Source organism: Mesorhizobium sp. M7A.F.Ca.MR.176.00.0.0 (assembly GCF_004023165.1).
GTDB lineage: Bacteria > Pseudomonadota > Alphaproteobacteria > Rhizobiales > Rhizobiaceae > Mesorhizobium.
The window spans coordinates 20,828-35,765 of the sequence record NZ_RZTC01000043.1 but is presented as its reverse complement, the minus strand read 5'-3'; the positions used below and the strand labels follow the sequence as shown (position 1 = coordinate 35,765).

At 58.6% G+C, this 14,938-nt stretch carries 12 protein-coding genes and 2 pseudogenes; 3 read left to right on the top strand and 11 right to left on the bottom strand.

Going from position 1 to position 14,938, the window contains the following annotated elements; genetic code table 11:
* Positions 1-451: 451 nt before the first annotated feature.
* The 3 genes from queE to queC are packed head-to-tail and all read right to left on the bottom strand — an operon-like array spanning position 452 to position 2,237.
* Positions 452-1,177, bottom strand: coding sequence for a 7-carboxy-7-deazaguanine synthase QueE (gene queE, locus EOB59_RS16370; RefSeq protein WP_164752747.1), 726 nt, complete (start codon positions 1,175-1,177; stop codon positions 452-454).
* Positions 1,178-1,182: 5 nt separating this feature from the next.
* On the bottom strand, positions 1,183-1,539 hold the full coding sequence (queD, locus tag EOB59_RS16365) for a 6-carboxytetrahydropterin synthase QueD (RefSeq protein WP_024505258.1): 357 nt from the start codon (positions 1,537-1,539) through the stop codon (positions 1,183-1,185).
* Positions 1,539-2,237 carry a 7-cyano-7-deazaguanine synthase QueC gene (gene queC, locus EOB59_RS16360; RefSeq protein WP_024505257.1) on the bottom strand — a complete coding sequence of 233 codons (699 nt, stop codon included), beginning with the start codon at positions 2,235-2,237 and terminating at the stop codon, positions 1,539-1,541. The genes queD and queC overlap by 1 nt, the downstream gene beginning before the upstream one ends.
* Positions 2,238-2,606: 369 nt before the next feature.
* Between queC and EOB59_RS36390 the strand changes: the two are divergent.
* Positions 2,607-2,736: pseudogene (locus EOB59_RS36390) on the top strand (transposase); the annotation flags it as partial.
* Positions 2,737-2,742: 6 nt separating this feature from the next.
* On the opposite strand, the pseudogene EOB59_RS16350 reads toward EOB59_RS36390, so the two are convergent.
* The 4 genes and pseudogenes from EOB59_RS16350 to EOB59_RS16335 form a co-directional block, all read right to left on the bottom strand.
* Positions 2,743-3,945: pseudogene (locus EOB59_RS16350) on the bottom strand (IS3 family transposase).
* A 254-nt stretch (positions 3,946-4,199) separates the two neighbouring features.
* Positions 4,200-5,234 (bottom strand): LLM class flavin-dependent oxidoreductase, encoded by a 1,035-nt coding sequence (locus tag EOB59_RS16345; protein ID WP_081714418.1) that lies wholly within the window; start codon positions 5,232-5,234, stop codon positions 4,200-4,202.
* Between the two features lie 78 nt (positions 5,235-5,312).
* Positions 5,313-6,443, bottom strand: coding sequence for a histidinol-phosphate transaminase (gene hisC / locus EOB59_RS16340; RefSeq protein ID WP_127218593.1), 1,131 nt, complete (start codon positions 6,441-6,443; stop codon positions 5,313-5,315).
* 872 nt (positions 6,444-7,315) lie between these two features.
* Entirely contained in the window at positions 7,316-7,588 is a 273-nt protein-coding gene (locus tag EOB59_RS16335; RefSeq protein WP_196815419.1) for a hypothetical protein, read from the bottom strand.
* A gap of 1,173 nt (positions 7,589-8,761) precedes the next feature.
* Here EOB59_RS16335 and EOB59_RS16330 point away from each other — a divergent pair.
* A complete protein-coding gene (locus EOB59_RS16330) occupies positions 8,762-9,295 on the top strand; it encodes a peroxiredoxin (protein ID WP_024505252.1) in 534 nt (177 codons plus the stop codon).
* Between the two features lie 68 nt (positions 9,296-9,363).
* Positions 9,364-10,797 (top strand): RNA polymerase factor sigma-54, encoded by a 1,434-nt coding sequence (rpoN, locus tag EOB59_RS16325; RefSeq protein WP_024505251.1) that lies wholly within the window; start codon positions 9,364-9,366, stop codon positions 10,795-10,797.
* Here rpoN and EOB59_RS16320 read toward each other — a convergent pair.
* The 4 genes from EOB59_RS16320 to EOB59_RS16305 all read right to left on the bottom strand — a co-directional run bounded on the left by EOB59_RS16320 (position 10,794) and on the right by EOB59_RS16305 (position 14,935).
* Positions 10,794-11,420 carry a nitrogen fixation protein NifQ gene (locus EOB59_RS16320; RefSeq protein WP_024505250.1) on the bottom strand — a complete coding sequence of 209 codons (627 nt, stop codon included), beginning with the start codon at positions 11,418-11,420 and terminating at the stop codon, positions 10,794-10,796. The genes rpoN and EOB59_RS16320 overlap by 4 nt on opposite strands.
* Entirely contained in the window at positions 11,407-12,459 is a 1,053-nt protein-coding gene (locus tag EOB59_RS16315; RefSeq protein WP_024505249.1) for an LLM class flavin-dependent oxidoreductase, read from the bottom strand. Before EOB59_RS16315 ends, EOB59_RS16320 begins: the two co-directional genes overlap by 14 nt.
* Before the next feature lie 138 nt (positions 12,460-12,597).
* Entirely contained in the window at positions 12,598-14,199 is a 1,602-nt protein-coding gene (locus tag EOB59_RS16310) for an SDR family oxidoreductase (RefSeq protein ID WP_063169384.1), read from the bottom strand.
* A 148-nt stretch (positions 14,200-14,347) separates the two neighbouring features.
* On the bottom strand, positions 14,348-14,935 hold the full coding sequence (locus tag EOB59_RS16305) for a nuclear transport factor 2 family protein (RefSeq protein ID WP_050580531.1): 588 nt from the start codon (positions 14,933-14,935) through the stop codon (positions 14,348-14,350).
* Between the last annotated feature and the right edge of the window lie 3 nt (positions 14,936-14,938).

Here is a 14,938-nt window from a genome sequence, read left to right as displayed (position 1 = left end):
AGGAGACGCAGGCGACCCCAATACGTTTTCATCGCTACTCCCGACGCAGCCGACGACGCCACGAAAACGTTGCTATATTTCACGTTGGGCCAGTGAGGAAATCGATCTTCTTTATGGAAGGCATTTGCGCAATGGATGCATTCCCATGCTGACAGTCGTGCGTCAGGCCGGACAATGAGATACATCGATAAGAGCTGGACAAGGATGAGGGGATGACGTGCTTGCGACGGAGCAGGTGGGGCGAGAAGGCCAGTTCTTGCGGATTTCAACTTTGCGTGACGACAGCTCATCGGAGTCAAGGTGACACACGCCGGCAGCGGGGTGTCCGGGCGGTTTCCAGCCGCACAATCGCGAGACCGCTGACGCGAACAAAGCTCGGCTGTACTCGGCACGCGAAGAGAGCCTGCCAAGCCGTTGGAGCCCGGCCTTCCGGTGCGACGCAAGCCGCAGACTAGACCGCCCTCTTGTTACCCCAAAGCAGAACGTGCAGCTGCGGCAACACGCGGGCTTCGAACCACCTGTCGCTAGTCACCCTTTCGACAAGCCATTCCATTCGCATCATTATTCCGTCCAAGTCGACAGAGGCGTCTTCACTGCCAGGGCGCGGCGGCGTGTGATTGCCGGGTTGCAGATAGATCGGAAGGTGCGGATATCTCGCCGCGACTTCTTTGGCGTAGGCATAGTCACTCTCGTCGAAAACGACGAGCTTGAGCACGATTTGCGGCTTCTCTTGCGCCGCTTCGAGGCATGCATCAAACGCAGCCCAACGGGTCGTCATCTCGCTGGACGGCGGCTTTGGGCTAAGGGTCAGCACGTCAAGATCCGCAAACCACTCCCTCACCACGGAACCCTGCGTTTCCAGTGCAAAACGATAGCCCTCGCGATGGCCGCGTTCTATGAGGGGACCGAACGGCTGAATGGCCGGGTTGCCGCCTGACAAGGAGACCATAACCGGCCTGCCGCCGGAAAGCGCATGGACGGTTTGCCACACGGCATCGATCGGCATCGGTAGCCATTCATGGCGATACTGATTGTCCACCGCGTGAAGGCTGTCGCACCATGAACAGCGATAATCACATCCGCCGGTTCTGATGAACACCGTCGGCAAGCCGATGAGCACGCCCTCGCCCTGGATAGTCGGCCCGAATATCTCGCTCACACGGATTGCGGGATGCATGTCGGTCACGGACGGTATTCCGCCCAAGTTTTCGGTGTTTCGCTAACGCGCACGGCCGCGGTCTGCGGCAGACGTGCCTTGCACCATTCATAGAAATGTCTGGCCAGGCATTCCGCCGTGACCTTCTCATGTCCCAGCACGTCGTTGAGGTGCCGATGGTCGAAGCTCTCGTCAATGTAGCGTTTGAGCGGCGCCAGATCGTGATAGTCGCGCACGAAGCCGTGGGCGTCCAGTTCCTTGGCCGACAGCTGCACTACGACGACATAGTTATGCCCGTGCAGGCGCGCGCATTGATGGTTGGGAGGCAAGGAGGTGAGCTGATGCGAGGCCGAGAAGTGGAATTCCTTGCTGATGTGGAACATTACGCGCGCCTCCTGCGCAGCGCCTCAAGCCAGAAATCGGCGTCCTCGTAGTCGGTGGGATCAGCGTGCCCGGCGAGATGGAACGCTTCGCGCCGCTCGACGCAGGTCCCGCATCGTCCGCAGTGACGCACGCCGCCCTTGTAACAGGACCAGGTCTCAGCAAACGGGGTGCCGTATCTTGCGCCATCCGCAACAATGTCAGCTTTTCTGAGATTCACATACGGTGCATAGAGGCGTATCTGCGCATAGCCGTCGAGCGCGCGGTCTTGCATTGTCTGGAAAGCTTCAATGAAGGCCGGACGGCAATCGGGATAGATGAAATGGTCCCCACCATGCACGGCCGCCGCCACCGCTTCGGCGCTGTGGGCGGCGGCGAGACCGAAGGCGATTGCCAACATGATGGCATTGCGGTTCGGCACCACCGTAATCTTCATCGTGTCTTCGGCGTAGTGGCCGTCCGGCACGTCGATACTGCTAGTCAGCGCTGAGCCGGAAAGGCCACGGCCAATTTCGCCGATGTCGATGATCTGGTGCGGGACCTTCAGTCGCTGCGCGCAAAGAGCGGCGAAGCCCAATTCCTTCCTGTGCCGTTGGCCATAGTCGAAAGATAGAAGGCCGGTGAGTTCGTGCTCCGCTGCCACCATGTGAGCAAGGGAAACGGAGTCCAATCCGCCAGAGCAGACGGCGAGAGTCTTCATCATTGGTATCCTTGTTTTGACCGGGTAAGGCTGCGACCGGAGATTTCTCTGCGCCCCCACTACTCCAGCGACTCAGTTTTGTGAACCGGGAGAATTTGCGCTCAGCCCGATTGGAACGGGAGTGCGTCGCGTCCAACACGCGTGATCAATAAAAGTTGAGCGCTTCAGCAGTTTGTTTCGCATCGCGCCAACTTTCGCAACCTGCTGTCCGATCGTCGACTTCGAGAGAAGGTGATGTTCGGCCGACATCGGCTGGCTCTTAATTAAGCCGCAGAACACATGTTGGCTTTCTGGCCTTCGCTTGTGCGGTTGGCGAGGGCGACATGGATGCCAGCAAATTTGACATTGGCGACATCCGCCTGGAGAACCCTGCGCGGCGCGATTGAGGCCGCAGGCGAGCCTGCTCTACCTGCCGCCCTACAGTCCCGACTTCAATCCGATTGAGAACGCCTTCGCCCAACCTAAGGCGCTGCTGCGAGCAAAGGCCGAGATAACCATCAAGGCTCTATGAGACTGACGTTGCCCCAGCAGTTTTGAGTTCGTTTCCGGCGTGGGTTGTGCCCTGCTGGGCGGGTGAAGCGACGGGCGCTGGCGCGGAGCCCTTGGCATAGCGCAGCGCGAGCGACCGTCGCGGATTGAAGGTGCTGGCGAACTTGGCCGGGGTCTGCCAGGGGGGAGTGCGGCCGCGCGGTGTTGTAGTCGGCGTGCCACAGGGCGATGGCTACGCGCGCCTGAGCCAGCGAGGTGAACAGCGTCTCGTTGAGCAGTTCATCGCGCAGTCGGCCGTTGAAGCTCTCGATGAAGCCATTCTGCATCGGCTTGCCGGGCGCAATGTAATGCCATTCGACGCGGTTCTGATCCGCCCAGGAGAGGATGGCGTTCGAGGTGAACTCGCTGCCATTGTCGCTGACGATCATCCTGGGCCGGCCGCGCTGGTGATGAGCCGGTCCAATTCGCGGGCAACCCGCATGCCCGAGAGAGACGTATCAACGATGAGTGCCAGGCACTGTCTCGTGCAGTCGTCGACGACGGCCAGGATGCGGAAGCGGCGCCCGTCGGTGAGCTGGTCCGATACGAAGTCGAGCGACCAGCGCTCGTCGGGCCTCAGCGGCACCAGCATCGGCGCCCTGGTCCCGATCGCCCGCTTGCGGCCGCCACGGCGGCGAACGGCGAGCTTCTCCTCCCGATAGAGCCGGAACAGCTTCTTGTGGTTCACGACCAGGCCCTCCCGCCTCAGCATCACGAGAAGACGCCGGTAGCCGAACCGGCGACGCTCCTGCGCGATCGCCTTCATCCGCTCGCGAACCTCCCGGTCGTCCGGCCTGCTGGTCTGGTAGCGAACCGTCATGCGGCAACAGCCGATGGCTTTACACGCCCGCCGTTCGCTCATCCCGAAGCCTTCCTTCAGGCGAGCGACAGCTTTCCGCTTGGCGGCGGGCGTCACCATTTCTTTCCCACAAGGTCCTTCAACGCGGCATTGTCGAGCATGGCGTCGGCCAAAAGCCGCTTCAGGCGCGTGTTCTCGTCCTCCAGCGCCTTCAGGTCGCCGAGCCTCGGAGACATCCATCCCGCCGAAGCGGGCCTTCCAATTGTAGATCGAGGCGTCGCTGACCCCGTGCTTGCGGCACAGATCGCCAACCGATACCCCGGCCTCGTGTTTCTTCAAAATTCCGATGATCTGCTCTTCAGAGAAGCGGCTGCGTTTCATGTCCTGGTCCTCTGGATGGGCCAGAACGAACTTCAAACCGGATTAGATCAGAGGGGCAAGGTCAGGACGCCTCGGCGCGGTCGTCGACCTCTTCACCCCAGCCGAATGTGCCAACTACTTCAAAGCCGCAGGATATGACCTGGATCAGATAGGACGTGCTCCAATGGTTTACACCTGACACAGGAGTCCGGCCCCCACAACCGTTTCGCAATGAGGAGCAGCGCTGCCGCTGCTCCTCCAATCACACGACGGATTCACGATGCGGCAACTCGAGCCATGATTTCGGATCGAATGGCCGATGCGGTGTATAGTGAGGCATCCAGCGGCAAATCTCCAAATGCCAGTTGACACAGAAGATAATTAGCACCTGCCTCTTCCAGCTGATCAAGGAGAGCTTTTCGGACAGAATCTGCCGTTCCCACGACGCACAATTCACTTTCAATTGCTGCATCGAAGTTCAAAGGCAAGTTTGGTGGAGTGGAAATGGCATTTAGTTCGTATAGAAATTTGAAGCTATTGAGCCATCGTTCATAGGCAGGTGCTGCGAGCAAATACGCATCTGTTTCAGAACGCCCTATCACCACCATTCGGAGCAATCCAAGAAATGGCGCTTGCTGGCCAATGTCAGCATCGTGAATTCGGGCGGCGCGGAACGCGTCGGTAACGCTGCGAACAGAAGTGGAGGGTCCGACGCAGGCGATGTTTGCCCCATTCGCAGCGGCCCAGCTAGCCGGCTCGGGTCGATTGGTGGCGATCCATGTCGGCGGATGGGGATATTGGTGAGGTCTCAACGTCAGCGGAACATCTTTCAACTCAAAGTGGCGGCCCTGATAAGAAAGCGTCCCGCCTTTCATCGCATTGATGAGAATCTCACTGGCCTCCGCATACTGTTCTGGTGCTGCTTCTACAGCAACCCCGAAGTATCCCAATTCAGTGGGAGCAGAGCCGCGCCCTATGCCGAGTTCAAGCCTGCCGCCGCTCAACTGATCAAGCATGCAGATCTCCTCGAAGGCACGCAGCGGATGATAGAGCGCAAGTAGCATTACCATGGGACCAACACGAAGACTGCGGGTTCGCTGGGCGACGCTCGCTAAGAACATATTCGGTGATGGACCTCTGCCATGCGGGGTACAGTGGTGCTCGGCGAGATGATACGCATAAAAGCCAAAGCCATCGCACGCTTCTGCTAGGCTCAGCCGATCTGCATATTGCTGTGCGATGTCATCGCCGTTTTCGTCCAGATGATCGAAGATGCCGAAGGTCAGGCCCGAAGCGGAAATTTTCTTCAATTAATTGCTCTCCAAATTACCAATTATTTGTTCGATAAAATCATAGCTCACGACATATCAACACCTATTACTTGATGCTTAATGTGAATCGACTTCATGCTTGTGAACACCGCGATTCTTCTTAAAGTTCATACAGACGCGTTCGGCGGCAGCAAGGAATTTGTCCATCTGCTCTGTGGTGCCAATGCTGACGCGAATACAGTTCTTCAAATCTACGTCAGGAAAGCTGGCGATGAGGATCGCCTGCTCTTTCAACGCGGCTTGCCAGCATGAGCCCTCCTGTCCCGCCGGCACACGGGCCAGCAAAAAGTTTGCGTGGGAGGGTGTTACGGAAAAGCCAAGTTGCAACAGCGCCAGGGTCACTCGCTGTCGTTCATGCTTGATGTGCCTGTGGTTCTCTTCGTAGGCGTGGCGATGCGCAAGAATGCTTTTCCCGACCGCCTGCCCGATCACGTTCATGTTGAAGACATTCTGGATGTTGCGCAGCCTGCCAATGATTTCTGGGTGACCGAAACCGAAGCCGACTCGCACGCCAGCGGCAGCATAGCTCTTTGAAAAAGTCCTCAAGATCAAAAGATTCGGATGTCTATTGACGAGGCGCAGGGCATTGTCGGGTGCGAAGTCAACGTAGGCCTCATCCAAGACGATCAAGCGATCTGCTTGCTCCACAAGGCGTTCGATTTCGGCCACCGGCACGAATGTTCCGGTCGGATTGTTCGGATTAGCCAACAGAATGAACTTCGCGTCTTTTGCGGGGCCGGACAGCAGTTTTTCTATCGGCAGGGGATGAGCTTCGCTCGATGCGATTTCGAGAAACTCGGCACCCTGCAACATGGCAAGTTTACGGTTGAACGAAAATCCGGGCGACAGCATTGCCACTCTATCTCCTGGGGCGAGGAAAGCTCTGTAGATGAGTCCGAGCAGCTCCGACGAACCGTTGCCGGCAATCACCTGATCTTTGGAAAATCCGTAAGCATCGGAGGCAGCTGCCCTTAAGCTGAGATTGTCGTCTTCCGGATAAAGATACTGGTGTTCGATCGCAGCAATTGCACTTTGCATTACGCTCTTCGGCAACGGAAACGGGTTCTCGTTCGTATTTAGCTTAACGCAATTTGCATCCGTCGCTGGTCCGTTGGACGAGAGAGCATCTAATTTGCTGGCCACCGGCGAAAAAAGCGAAAGCACGGTCTTCAGTTTTGCATCGCACATGTTCTTCTCCGTTTTTCAGTCCCGCAGGGCATGTGACATGAGGCAATCGTTGATCGTGACTTGATCGACGTTCGGCTATATCAGCGCTGCCTTCCCACCCTGGTGGGGATCGCCGACCACGGTTTGGATTTGACACCGGGAAGCTGTCGAGAACCTGATGACGACCCAACGTTTGGCCGACGGCCGATTCGGCGCAACAGACGGTGTTTCAACATCGCATCGTCCTCAAAGCCGCATGCAGGGCCTGCACGACAGCCCGTCTCCAGCGCCCGCAGATAGGTGGAAGCCGAAGTCTTGCCGAACCTCAGTTGCTCTGCCACCTGGCCCACCGGACTGCCCTGTTTATGGGTCAGGCGCAGGATATCTCTGACGCTCGTTCGTCTTGCTTGCTTCCGTCTTGGCATGGGCTCTCTCGGTTTGCTGATGAGAGAGCCAAATACCGGCTCATCTGAGCATGAGACGCAGGCCTGACGATATGGAGCGTCGCTGGTGGCGCGCGTAGCCAAGAGGGTTCGCCTCGCTGGCGGGGCATGCAAGACGGCGCACCTCCTTAGCCATCCTGTCCCATCGTCTCAGATCGTGAGGCGCACCTTATAGTCGGTGAGGAGATCTTGCAGGGTCAGGTTACGCCCTAGCGCTTAAGGTTGTTGGTCGCACCGAGCAAGCGCGGGACCTGTCGACGGACAACAGCGGTGCCACTGCCGGCACTAGGTCGTCCAGCATCACAGTGAACCGCGTACGTAGTATTTTGTCGTAGGCGGCATTCTGGATAGCCGGATACGGGCTCTTCACCCGCTGCACCACCGATTGCGGGATGATGTCGCGAGAAACATTCACGGATTTCGTGAAAAAAGTGTACCCGCCGAAGAGCCCTACTCGCGGGGGCGGTGCAGCACCACCTCGGTGTCACTGTTCGTGTTCATGCGATGGACTAGGCCGGCCAGCTGTTGACGCAGCTCGCGGTAGTTGTAAGTCTCACCCGTGTAGACGAGCACCAAGTCAGGTCGGCCATCCTCCTGGAGCATCCTCGGCTGGCGGCCGCCCTGGATATCGATGATTGCCAGGCGGTGGTGTCCCAGCGCCGCAGGCCCGCCGATCCAAGTCCCCTCGTCGTCCGGACCGTGGTTCGCTATGGTGGCCGTCATATCGGCAAGCTCCCTTCGCGCATCGGGACCTCCGAGGTCTCGATTGAAGTCGATCCATTCACAGATGCCGCACAGGTTATGTCGCCGCATTTGGGCGAAGCAGATATAAGGCCAGTGGGAAACCATCGAGGCAAAGTGACGGATCTAGCCCAGCTACGATCCGCATCCGACATTGTCGGACATCGGACAGCACCGCGATTCGCTGCATAGGAAGCCTGGAGTCGCGATTTCCCCTGGGGGAATCAGCGCATGAAAGGAGAGCTGGGTCGTGTCTGCCGAAATGAGAAATTGCTCCCCCTTATTGCCTCACCGAGGAATGTTACCCAGCGCGATAGACGGACATGCCCTATTTCCCCCCGTTGCAGCTGAGGGAGATAGGGGCCAGCTCTTCATTCAACCCTCATGGAGGATGATCAGCCCAGCCATTTCCATGCGCCGGCCTTCACAAGCCGTGCACCATTCAGGTTCTTTTCCTTGAAGCGCGACGATCCTTGTCAGACGTCGCAACACTTGCTGCCGAGAGCACGAGCTCTTCCTCGAGCATGCCTTGATCTTCGCCTCGAACGGCTCGCACATGCTGGGTTTCAACGACTTCGCAGAGGTTGATATTCTGCAGTGACTTCGTCTCGCTGCTGCACGGCATTGACGCTGGGAGCCATGCTCGCGGGGCGCAATTGTGCTGAAGCCGGTGCCCACGGCAACGTTTCTTAACCCGCCCCAGATCCTGGCGTTTGGCTATTTGCGACATTCGTGTCCGGCTTCGGACAAAGGCCGGGTTTGCCGAACGGAGTCGCACCCAATTTCCAGTGCTGCTTGAGCAATAATATCGACCGGCATTACTGCACAACACGAAAGTTGCTGCAAAAACCGAAGTGAACCCAAGGCATCGGGTCAATTGGCATGGCGCTTGCGACTCGGTCGATAGAACGCAGTCAAAATCACGGTTGCAGACCATGCCTACCTCTCAAAGCTCGATAAAGCACGCGAGCAAAATTCCCCGTCTCCGCGGAAGCTCGTCGCCGTTAAACGTGCCTGCTCGGGGGCGGTCTTGCACAAGACCGGTCCGAGGCAACCACGCCAAGGCGCGAGGCTGCCGGAACTGTCGACCGAAGTCGATGCCGCTTCAGTTTAACCGAAAAATGCACCGTATCACTTTGGCCTGGAAGCAAATCAATGACCTATAGAAAGAACGTTCCTCTCGTGACCTTTCGCACGCGTGTTCGCGATGAGTCGATCGGGGGGCCAAATCCTTATCGGTGGGAGAACAAGACCTCCGACGATTATTTCGGGGGCAAGCGCATCATCCTGTTCTCGCTGCCTGGCGCCTTCACCCCGACCTGCTCGACCTTCCAACTGCCCGATTTCGAAAAACTCTATGATCAATTTCTGGAACTGCGAATTGACGCGATCTACTGCGTCTCGGTCAACGATGCTTTCGTCATGAATGCGTGGGGAAAGTCCTTGGGGCTGCAGAAGATCGAGCTGATCCCAGACGGGTCGGGCGAGTTCACGCGCAAAATGGGCATGCTGGTCGCGAAGGACAATCTGGGCTTTGGCATGCGCTCCTGGCGATACGCCGCTCTGATCGACGATGGCGTGGTGGAGCAGTGGTTCGAGGAGGAAGGCTTCTGTGACAACTGCGAGACGGACCCCTATGGCGTTTCATCCCCGCAAAACGTTCTCGACAAATTGAAGGCGGCGGCATGACCCAGAAGTGGAAAGTCTCACACAACCCAAGCACACACTAGAGCCTCCTCGGCAGATCACGGTTCAACATGCATCTCTCAGCAAGCCTGCTTCAACGCCAGAAGCAACGTATGGTCTTATCGCCTCAAGCCATTGAAGCTATTCGCTTGCTGCGATTGACGCATACTGAACTCCATCAGCTCGTGCAGCAGGCACTCGAGAAGAACCCCGTTTTGAAGCCTGACCCGTTTGACGACGATTCGCCGCTGCCAGGGGTGGATCAGCGGAGCAGTCAAAGCAGAAGCGAAATCGGCGAATCGCCCATTGGCGGGCCGTCTGGCGGGCGCGGGCAATGGAAGTCGCAACGCAGTAGCGGCAACGATCGACCTGCCGTCGAGGAGTTTACCGCCCACACCGAAACATTGCACGACCATGTCGCCCGCCAGGTCGCCCTCACCCCGTTCACCCCCCAGGAGCGGCTGATTGCCGGACAGCTCGCCGCTCATCTGGAGGACACTGGCTATCTTCAGGTAAACCTTTTCGATCTGGCCAGGAGGTTAAACGTTCGGCAAGCTGATGTGGAACGGGTCATCGGAATCTTGCAGCAATTTGATCCGCCGGGCATTTTTGCGCGAACTCTCAGCGAATGCCTGGAGATTCAGCTGCGCCAGCAAGACCGGTTCGACCCGGCTATGGCAGCTTTGGTCGCCAATCTCGAGATGCTTGCACGGGGGGATTTTCAGGGATTGAAGCAGCGTTGCGGAGTCGACGAGGAGGATCTCCTCGACATGAGGAACGAAATCCGCGCGCTCGATCCCAAGCCTGGAGACCGGTTCCAGTCCGGGACGCCGGAAACCATCGTACCGGACGTCTGGGTAATGCCCTCGTCCGAAGGTGGATGGCGGGTGGAGCTTGATCCGGCCACGCTGCCCAAAGTGTTGATCAACCACACCTATGTCGCCGAAATCTCGCAGCTGACCAAGCAAAATCCGGAAGGCAAAGCGTTTCTCGACCATTGCCAGGAAACAGGGAACTGGCTGATCAGCAGTCTCAAGCAGCGCGCTAAGACGATCCTTAAGGTTGCGAACGAAATCGTGCGCCAGCAGGATGCCTTTTTTACACACGGCGCCGCCCATCTGCGGCCTCTCTGTCTCAAAAATGTCGCTGACGAGATCGGCATGCACCAGTCGACGGTAAGCCGGGTGGCTTCGAACAGGTACATGTTAACTCCGCGCGGGGTGTTCGAGCTGAAGTATTTTTTCGCTGCGCCAATCGCATCCTGCGAGGGCGGCGATGCGCACTCCGCCAAAGCTGTCCGCCATCGGATCAAGGCAATCATAGCCGAAGAATCGCTCGACAAGGTACATTCCGACGAAGACATCGTTGCTCAACTCAAGGAGACCGGCATCGATGTCGCTCGCCGTACCGTCACCAAATATCGCGAGGCGATGAACATCCCTTCCTCCATACGACGGCGCCGCGATAAGCGTTTGTCCGCAGCTGCGATCAAGCGAAGTGACTAACCGACATTCGTGGTCGGCGAGAGGCAACTCTCAACTTCCTCCGGGCCGAAGCAGCTTTCGAAGTCATGGCATTCCCCGCAACTGGGTGCTGTGCATGACGAAAAGCCTTCGGCCTCACACAGCTTGCGGTAAAAGTACTTTTTCCATTTCATGTTTTCTGTGTTGCCTGCCGCCAGCGCGGGAAAATGTCTGGCAAGCAGGCGGCTGAGCTCAGCGCGATTTGAGAGGCCAAGATCCCGCCAAAGATGGTCCATGCGCATCGCACGCCGGGCGATGATCTTGGCCAAGCGGGCGCTCGCCGGGTCGGCCGGCGCAGCATGCGCTAGCAGCAGCCGGCGTAGCAGTTCCTCTTCCAGTTCCGGCTCGGGCTCGCTCAACTCCTCCAAAGCGAATACGCTGCTGGAGGTAGACGGGAAAGTTGCGGCCAAGACATCACGCAATTCGACAGACGAAAGGCCTGTCCCCTCCGTCGCCAACACCTCGCCCGCCTGGACCTCCTCAAGCGAACGTGAATGTACGCAGGGCAGCACATGCTGATCGAAGCTCCTCCCTAGCTCGGACCCACGCCATTGCGCGCTGGATAGGCAGCCATCATCGTAACGGCCGGCTTCAGCTTCCGGCATGACAAAGCGCCTTGTTGACCGCAGGGATGATCTTGTCGCCCCAGAGCTCGATCTGGCGCAGCATCGTCTTTTGGTCGAAGTCGCCCAATTGAGTCTGAACTGCGATCTGGTCCGGTTTCAAGATATCGATCTCTTCCAGCAGGCGATCAATCACGCGATTTACGCTGCCAATCGGCAAATTTTTGCGCATGGTCTCGAAGGACAGATCCTGCTGGGTCGGTGTCTCCTGCAGCAGGTAGCCATCGTGGCTCTGTTGGCGGCGCTGATGCAGGGCTTCAGAAAGCCGGCGCTGGAAGCGGGCATTGTCGAGATAGCTGTTGATCTCCAACTCGTCGTGGCTGGCATAGCAGCAGCGCAGCAGCGATATCTTGACGTCGGTGACGTTCTTTTCCTCGGATGCCGCCGCCCTCTCGACTGATTCACGCAGTGTGGTCAAAGTCTCTAAGCCGTCGTGGAAGGCTGTGACAAAAAAATTGTGCCCCTCGCGGTAGGCCCGAGCCATCCGTGCGGCTCCGCCAGCGATCCAGATAGGCGGCGTCGGCTGCTGGACTGTGCGGACCGAAATCGCTGTTGGGGGGATCTTCTCATATTGGCCGTCGTGTTCGAAGACGTTTTGGTTGAGGCCCTTGAGAATGATGTCCAGGTATTCCGAAAAGACGGCCGGCGCCTCATCGATGTCCACGCCGAACCGTTCGAACTCGAACTGCTGGTATCCCAAGCCTACGCCGAGCTCGAGACGGCCGTTCGCAACGATGTCGGCGAAGCCGATCTCGGACAGCAGGCGCTGCGGTTGGTAAAGCGGCAGCACGCAGACGGCAGTGCCCAGGCGAATCGTGCTTGTCAAGCCGGCGCAGTGCGCCACCATCATCAGCGGGGATGGTATGAGGCTGTAATTGTTGAAGTGGTGCTCAGCAAACCACGCGGTGTTGAACCCAGCCTGCTCCGAAGCGACGGCCTGTTCGATGGAGTTGCGGATGACGCTTTCTGAGGATTGGTGATAGCCACGCTGGGCGGCCAGAATGAAAGTGGCAAATTCCATGATTTCTCCTCGTTATGGACACGTCAGCCGACCGGGAATGTGCTCGGCATGCGCATGCTTGGATCTCAAGCACCTCAGGTGCGTCGTGGAGCCGAGGCTTCATAATGCTCGGCCGGTCGCCCTGGGAAGGCCTGGCAATTAACCTGCGGCCTCCGCAAAACATTCGTCATAGAGCTCGCTGGCGTTTCCCGCATCACCGAACGAGGTCCAGCCGCCGTCCACGTAGAGGATCGAGCCGTTGATGTATGAGGCGTCAGACGAAGCAAGGAAGAACGATGCATCTGCGACGTCTTCTGGCCGTCCCATCCTGCCCATGGGGATGCGTCGTCCGATTGCTGTCAGGTCGATGCGGCCGGCTTTGGCCAACTGAGCAAGTGCGGGCGTGCGGATGTGGCCAGGAGCGACGGTGGCTGTCCGAATTCCGACCGGCCCGAGTTCGGCCGCCATGCAACGGGTCAGCATATCCATCCCCGCCTTGGAGGCGCCGTAGGCATGGCGCGGCGCGAACGGCAGAAAGCTGTCGATCGACCCGAGATTGAGGATCACGCCGCCCGGGCGCATAGCCTTGATCGCTTCGCGCGCGCAGGTGAAGGCGCCGGTAAGGTTGACATCCAGGACGTGTTCGAGCTGTTTCGACAGTTGCTCGATCGCAGGCACAATCCTGTCGGCGGTATCAGCACTATTGACCAGAACATCGATATACCCGAAGCGTCCCCTCAGTTCTTCGAACATCGACACCACATCGCTCTCGACGGCCACGTCCAGCGATTTCGCCAGATGCTTGCCGGGGAGCGATGTAGCCAGCTCTGCCGCTGCAGTGCCATCTTTATCAGCAATCACGACGGTGTCGCCGTTCGCGGCAAAGCGGCGAGCGACGGCCGCGCCAATGCTTTTTGCGCCACCGGTGACGAGCACGATTCGCGCATCTGTGCATTCGGCCGGACAGGAGAGCTCGGCTTGAAGCGCACCATCCACCGGCGGGTGAGCATCCCCCGGCTGGTTGAATGACATCCAGCCTCCGTCGACTGCCAGCACCGAGCCGGTGATGTAGCGCGCCTGCGTGCTGCTCAGAAAACGCACGACCCTGGCGATCTCGTCGGGGCGAGCCAAGCGCCCCATCGGCACGCGGCGGCGTATCGCCGCGAGGTCCATTTTGCCAGCGCGTGCCAGTTCTGTGACCATTGGGGTGCGGACGGAGCCCGGCGCCACCGCCGTGACGCGGATTCCTCGCATAGCCCACTCGCATGCAAGGGATTTTGTCAACGAGATCACGCCAGCTTTCGAGGCTGCGTAGGCGTTGCGCCTGGGATTGCCGACCACGCCCGCCATCGAAGCCACATTGACGATCGCACCGCCCGGCTTCATGCGCCGCGCCGCTTCCCTGGCCATAACGAATGGCCCAATAAGGTTCACTGTCACGCCGCGTCGGAAGGTATCGACAGCGGTGTCGATGATCCTATCCATCGTGGGTCCAACCGCCGCATTGTTGATGAGGACATCGATTTGCGCGAAGCGTGCTTCGACCTGGCCGAAAAGTGAGAGCATGTCCTTCTCTCGCGACACATCGCACTCCAGACCGACGTGCGGCGACCCGAGATCCCGAGCCAGTTCAACCACACCACTGCCCGGAAGGTCCACCGCAACTACAGTGTCTCCGTCCGCGGCAAGGATATCGACCAGGGCACGGCCGATCCCGCCCGCAGCGCCTGTGATGATTACGGTGCGTGCTGCCAGTTTCACGAGAGCTTCTCCACGATGACCGCTTGTGATCTCAGCCCATCAACCTTGGGCGGAATGAAGGGCCGAGCCAAATCGTTCCAGTGACCGCCAGTTGCGGCCCCACACAGATGTCGTTCCCGTAGGGCGCTCATCCTCCATTTCTACCCACTTATGCAGCTCCCAGTTGGGGACCCTCGACGCCATCTTGGTCGGTGGGGATGTGACCCTTGAGCAACTGGTAGATGGGATCGTCTGGATGTGGTGCTCCAATCGGCTGTCGCCGGCCGAACCTATCTGCCTCAAGAATCGCTGGCGGGATTTGCTCCTCAACCCAATCGTAGACGACTGTCCGTTCCGCAATTCGCCACTCGTCCTGCCTCTTCTGAAACAGATCGCAGTAACGGCCGCAAAGCAGCGTCTGACGTATTTCTTGGTCTGTATCCGGTCCGCGTTGCAGCGCGGTGAAATAGCTCTCGACCGCGGCCTCTGCTGAACTGATGAAGTCGATCAGGCTGTTCGTGATTTGATGGATGTTACGGTGCCCCGGCAGACCGAGAGCAAATTGGATGAAGTCCTCTGCCGGTCCGCAATAGGGACCGTGCCTGTCATACGCTTCGGGCCAGTATGCGCTACGCAGCGCCGCCTCATCGGCGCGGTCTATCCCGCGGCAGTACCGATACAGGCAGTTGCGGATCGCCTCTCGGTCACGCAGTTCGGTAATTTTCGCGTGGTCGACAGGGTCTGTCGCGAATTGTATGAT

Coding starts and splice junctions, on each gene's coding strand:
- hisC (WP_127218593.1), bottom strand. CDS start 6,443: ATGTGCGATGCAAAACTGAAGACCGTGCTTTCGCTTTTTTCGCCGGTG.
- EOB59_RS16335 (WP_196815419.1), bottom strand. CDS start 7,588: ATGACGGCCACCATAGCGAACCACGGTCCGGACGACGAGGGGACTTGG.
- queC (WP_024505257.1), bottom strand. CDS start 2,237: ATGAAGACTCTCGCCGTCTGCTCTGGCGGATTGGACTCCGTTTCCCTT.
- EOB59_RS16330 (WP_024505252.1), top strand. CDS start 8,762: ATGACCTATAGAAAGAACGTTCCTCTCGTGACCTTTCGCACGCGTGTT.
- rpoN (WP_024505251.1), top strand. CDS start 9,364: ATGCATCTCTCAGCAAGCCTGCTTCAACGCCAGAAGCAACGTATGGTC.
- EOB59_RS16315 (WP_024505249.1), bottom strand. CDS start 12,459: ATGGAATTTGCCACTTTCATTCTGGCCGCCCAGCGTGGCTATCACCAA.
- EOB59_RS16320 (WP_024505250.1), bottom strand. CDS start 11,420: ATGCCGGAAGCTGAAGCCGGCCGTTACGATGATGGCTGCCTATCCAGC.
- queD (WP_024505258.1), bottom strand. CDS start 1,539: ATGTTCCACATCAGCAAGGAATTCCACTTCTCGGCCTCGCATCAGCTC.
- queE (WP_164752747.1), bottom strand. CDS start 1,177: ATGCATCCCGCAATCCGTGTGAGCGAGATATTCGGGCCGACTATCCAG.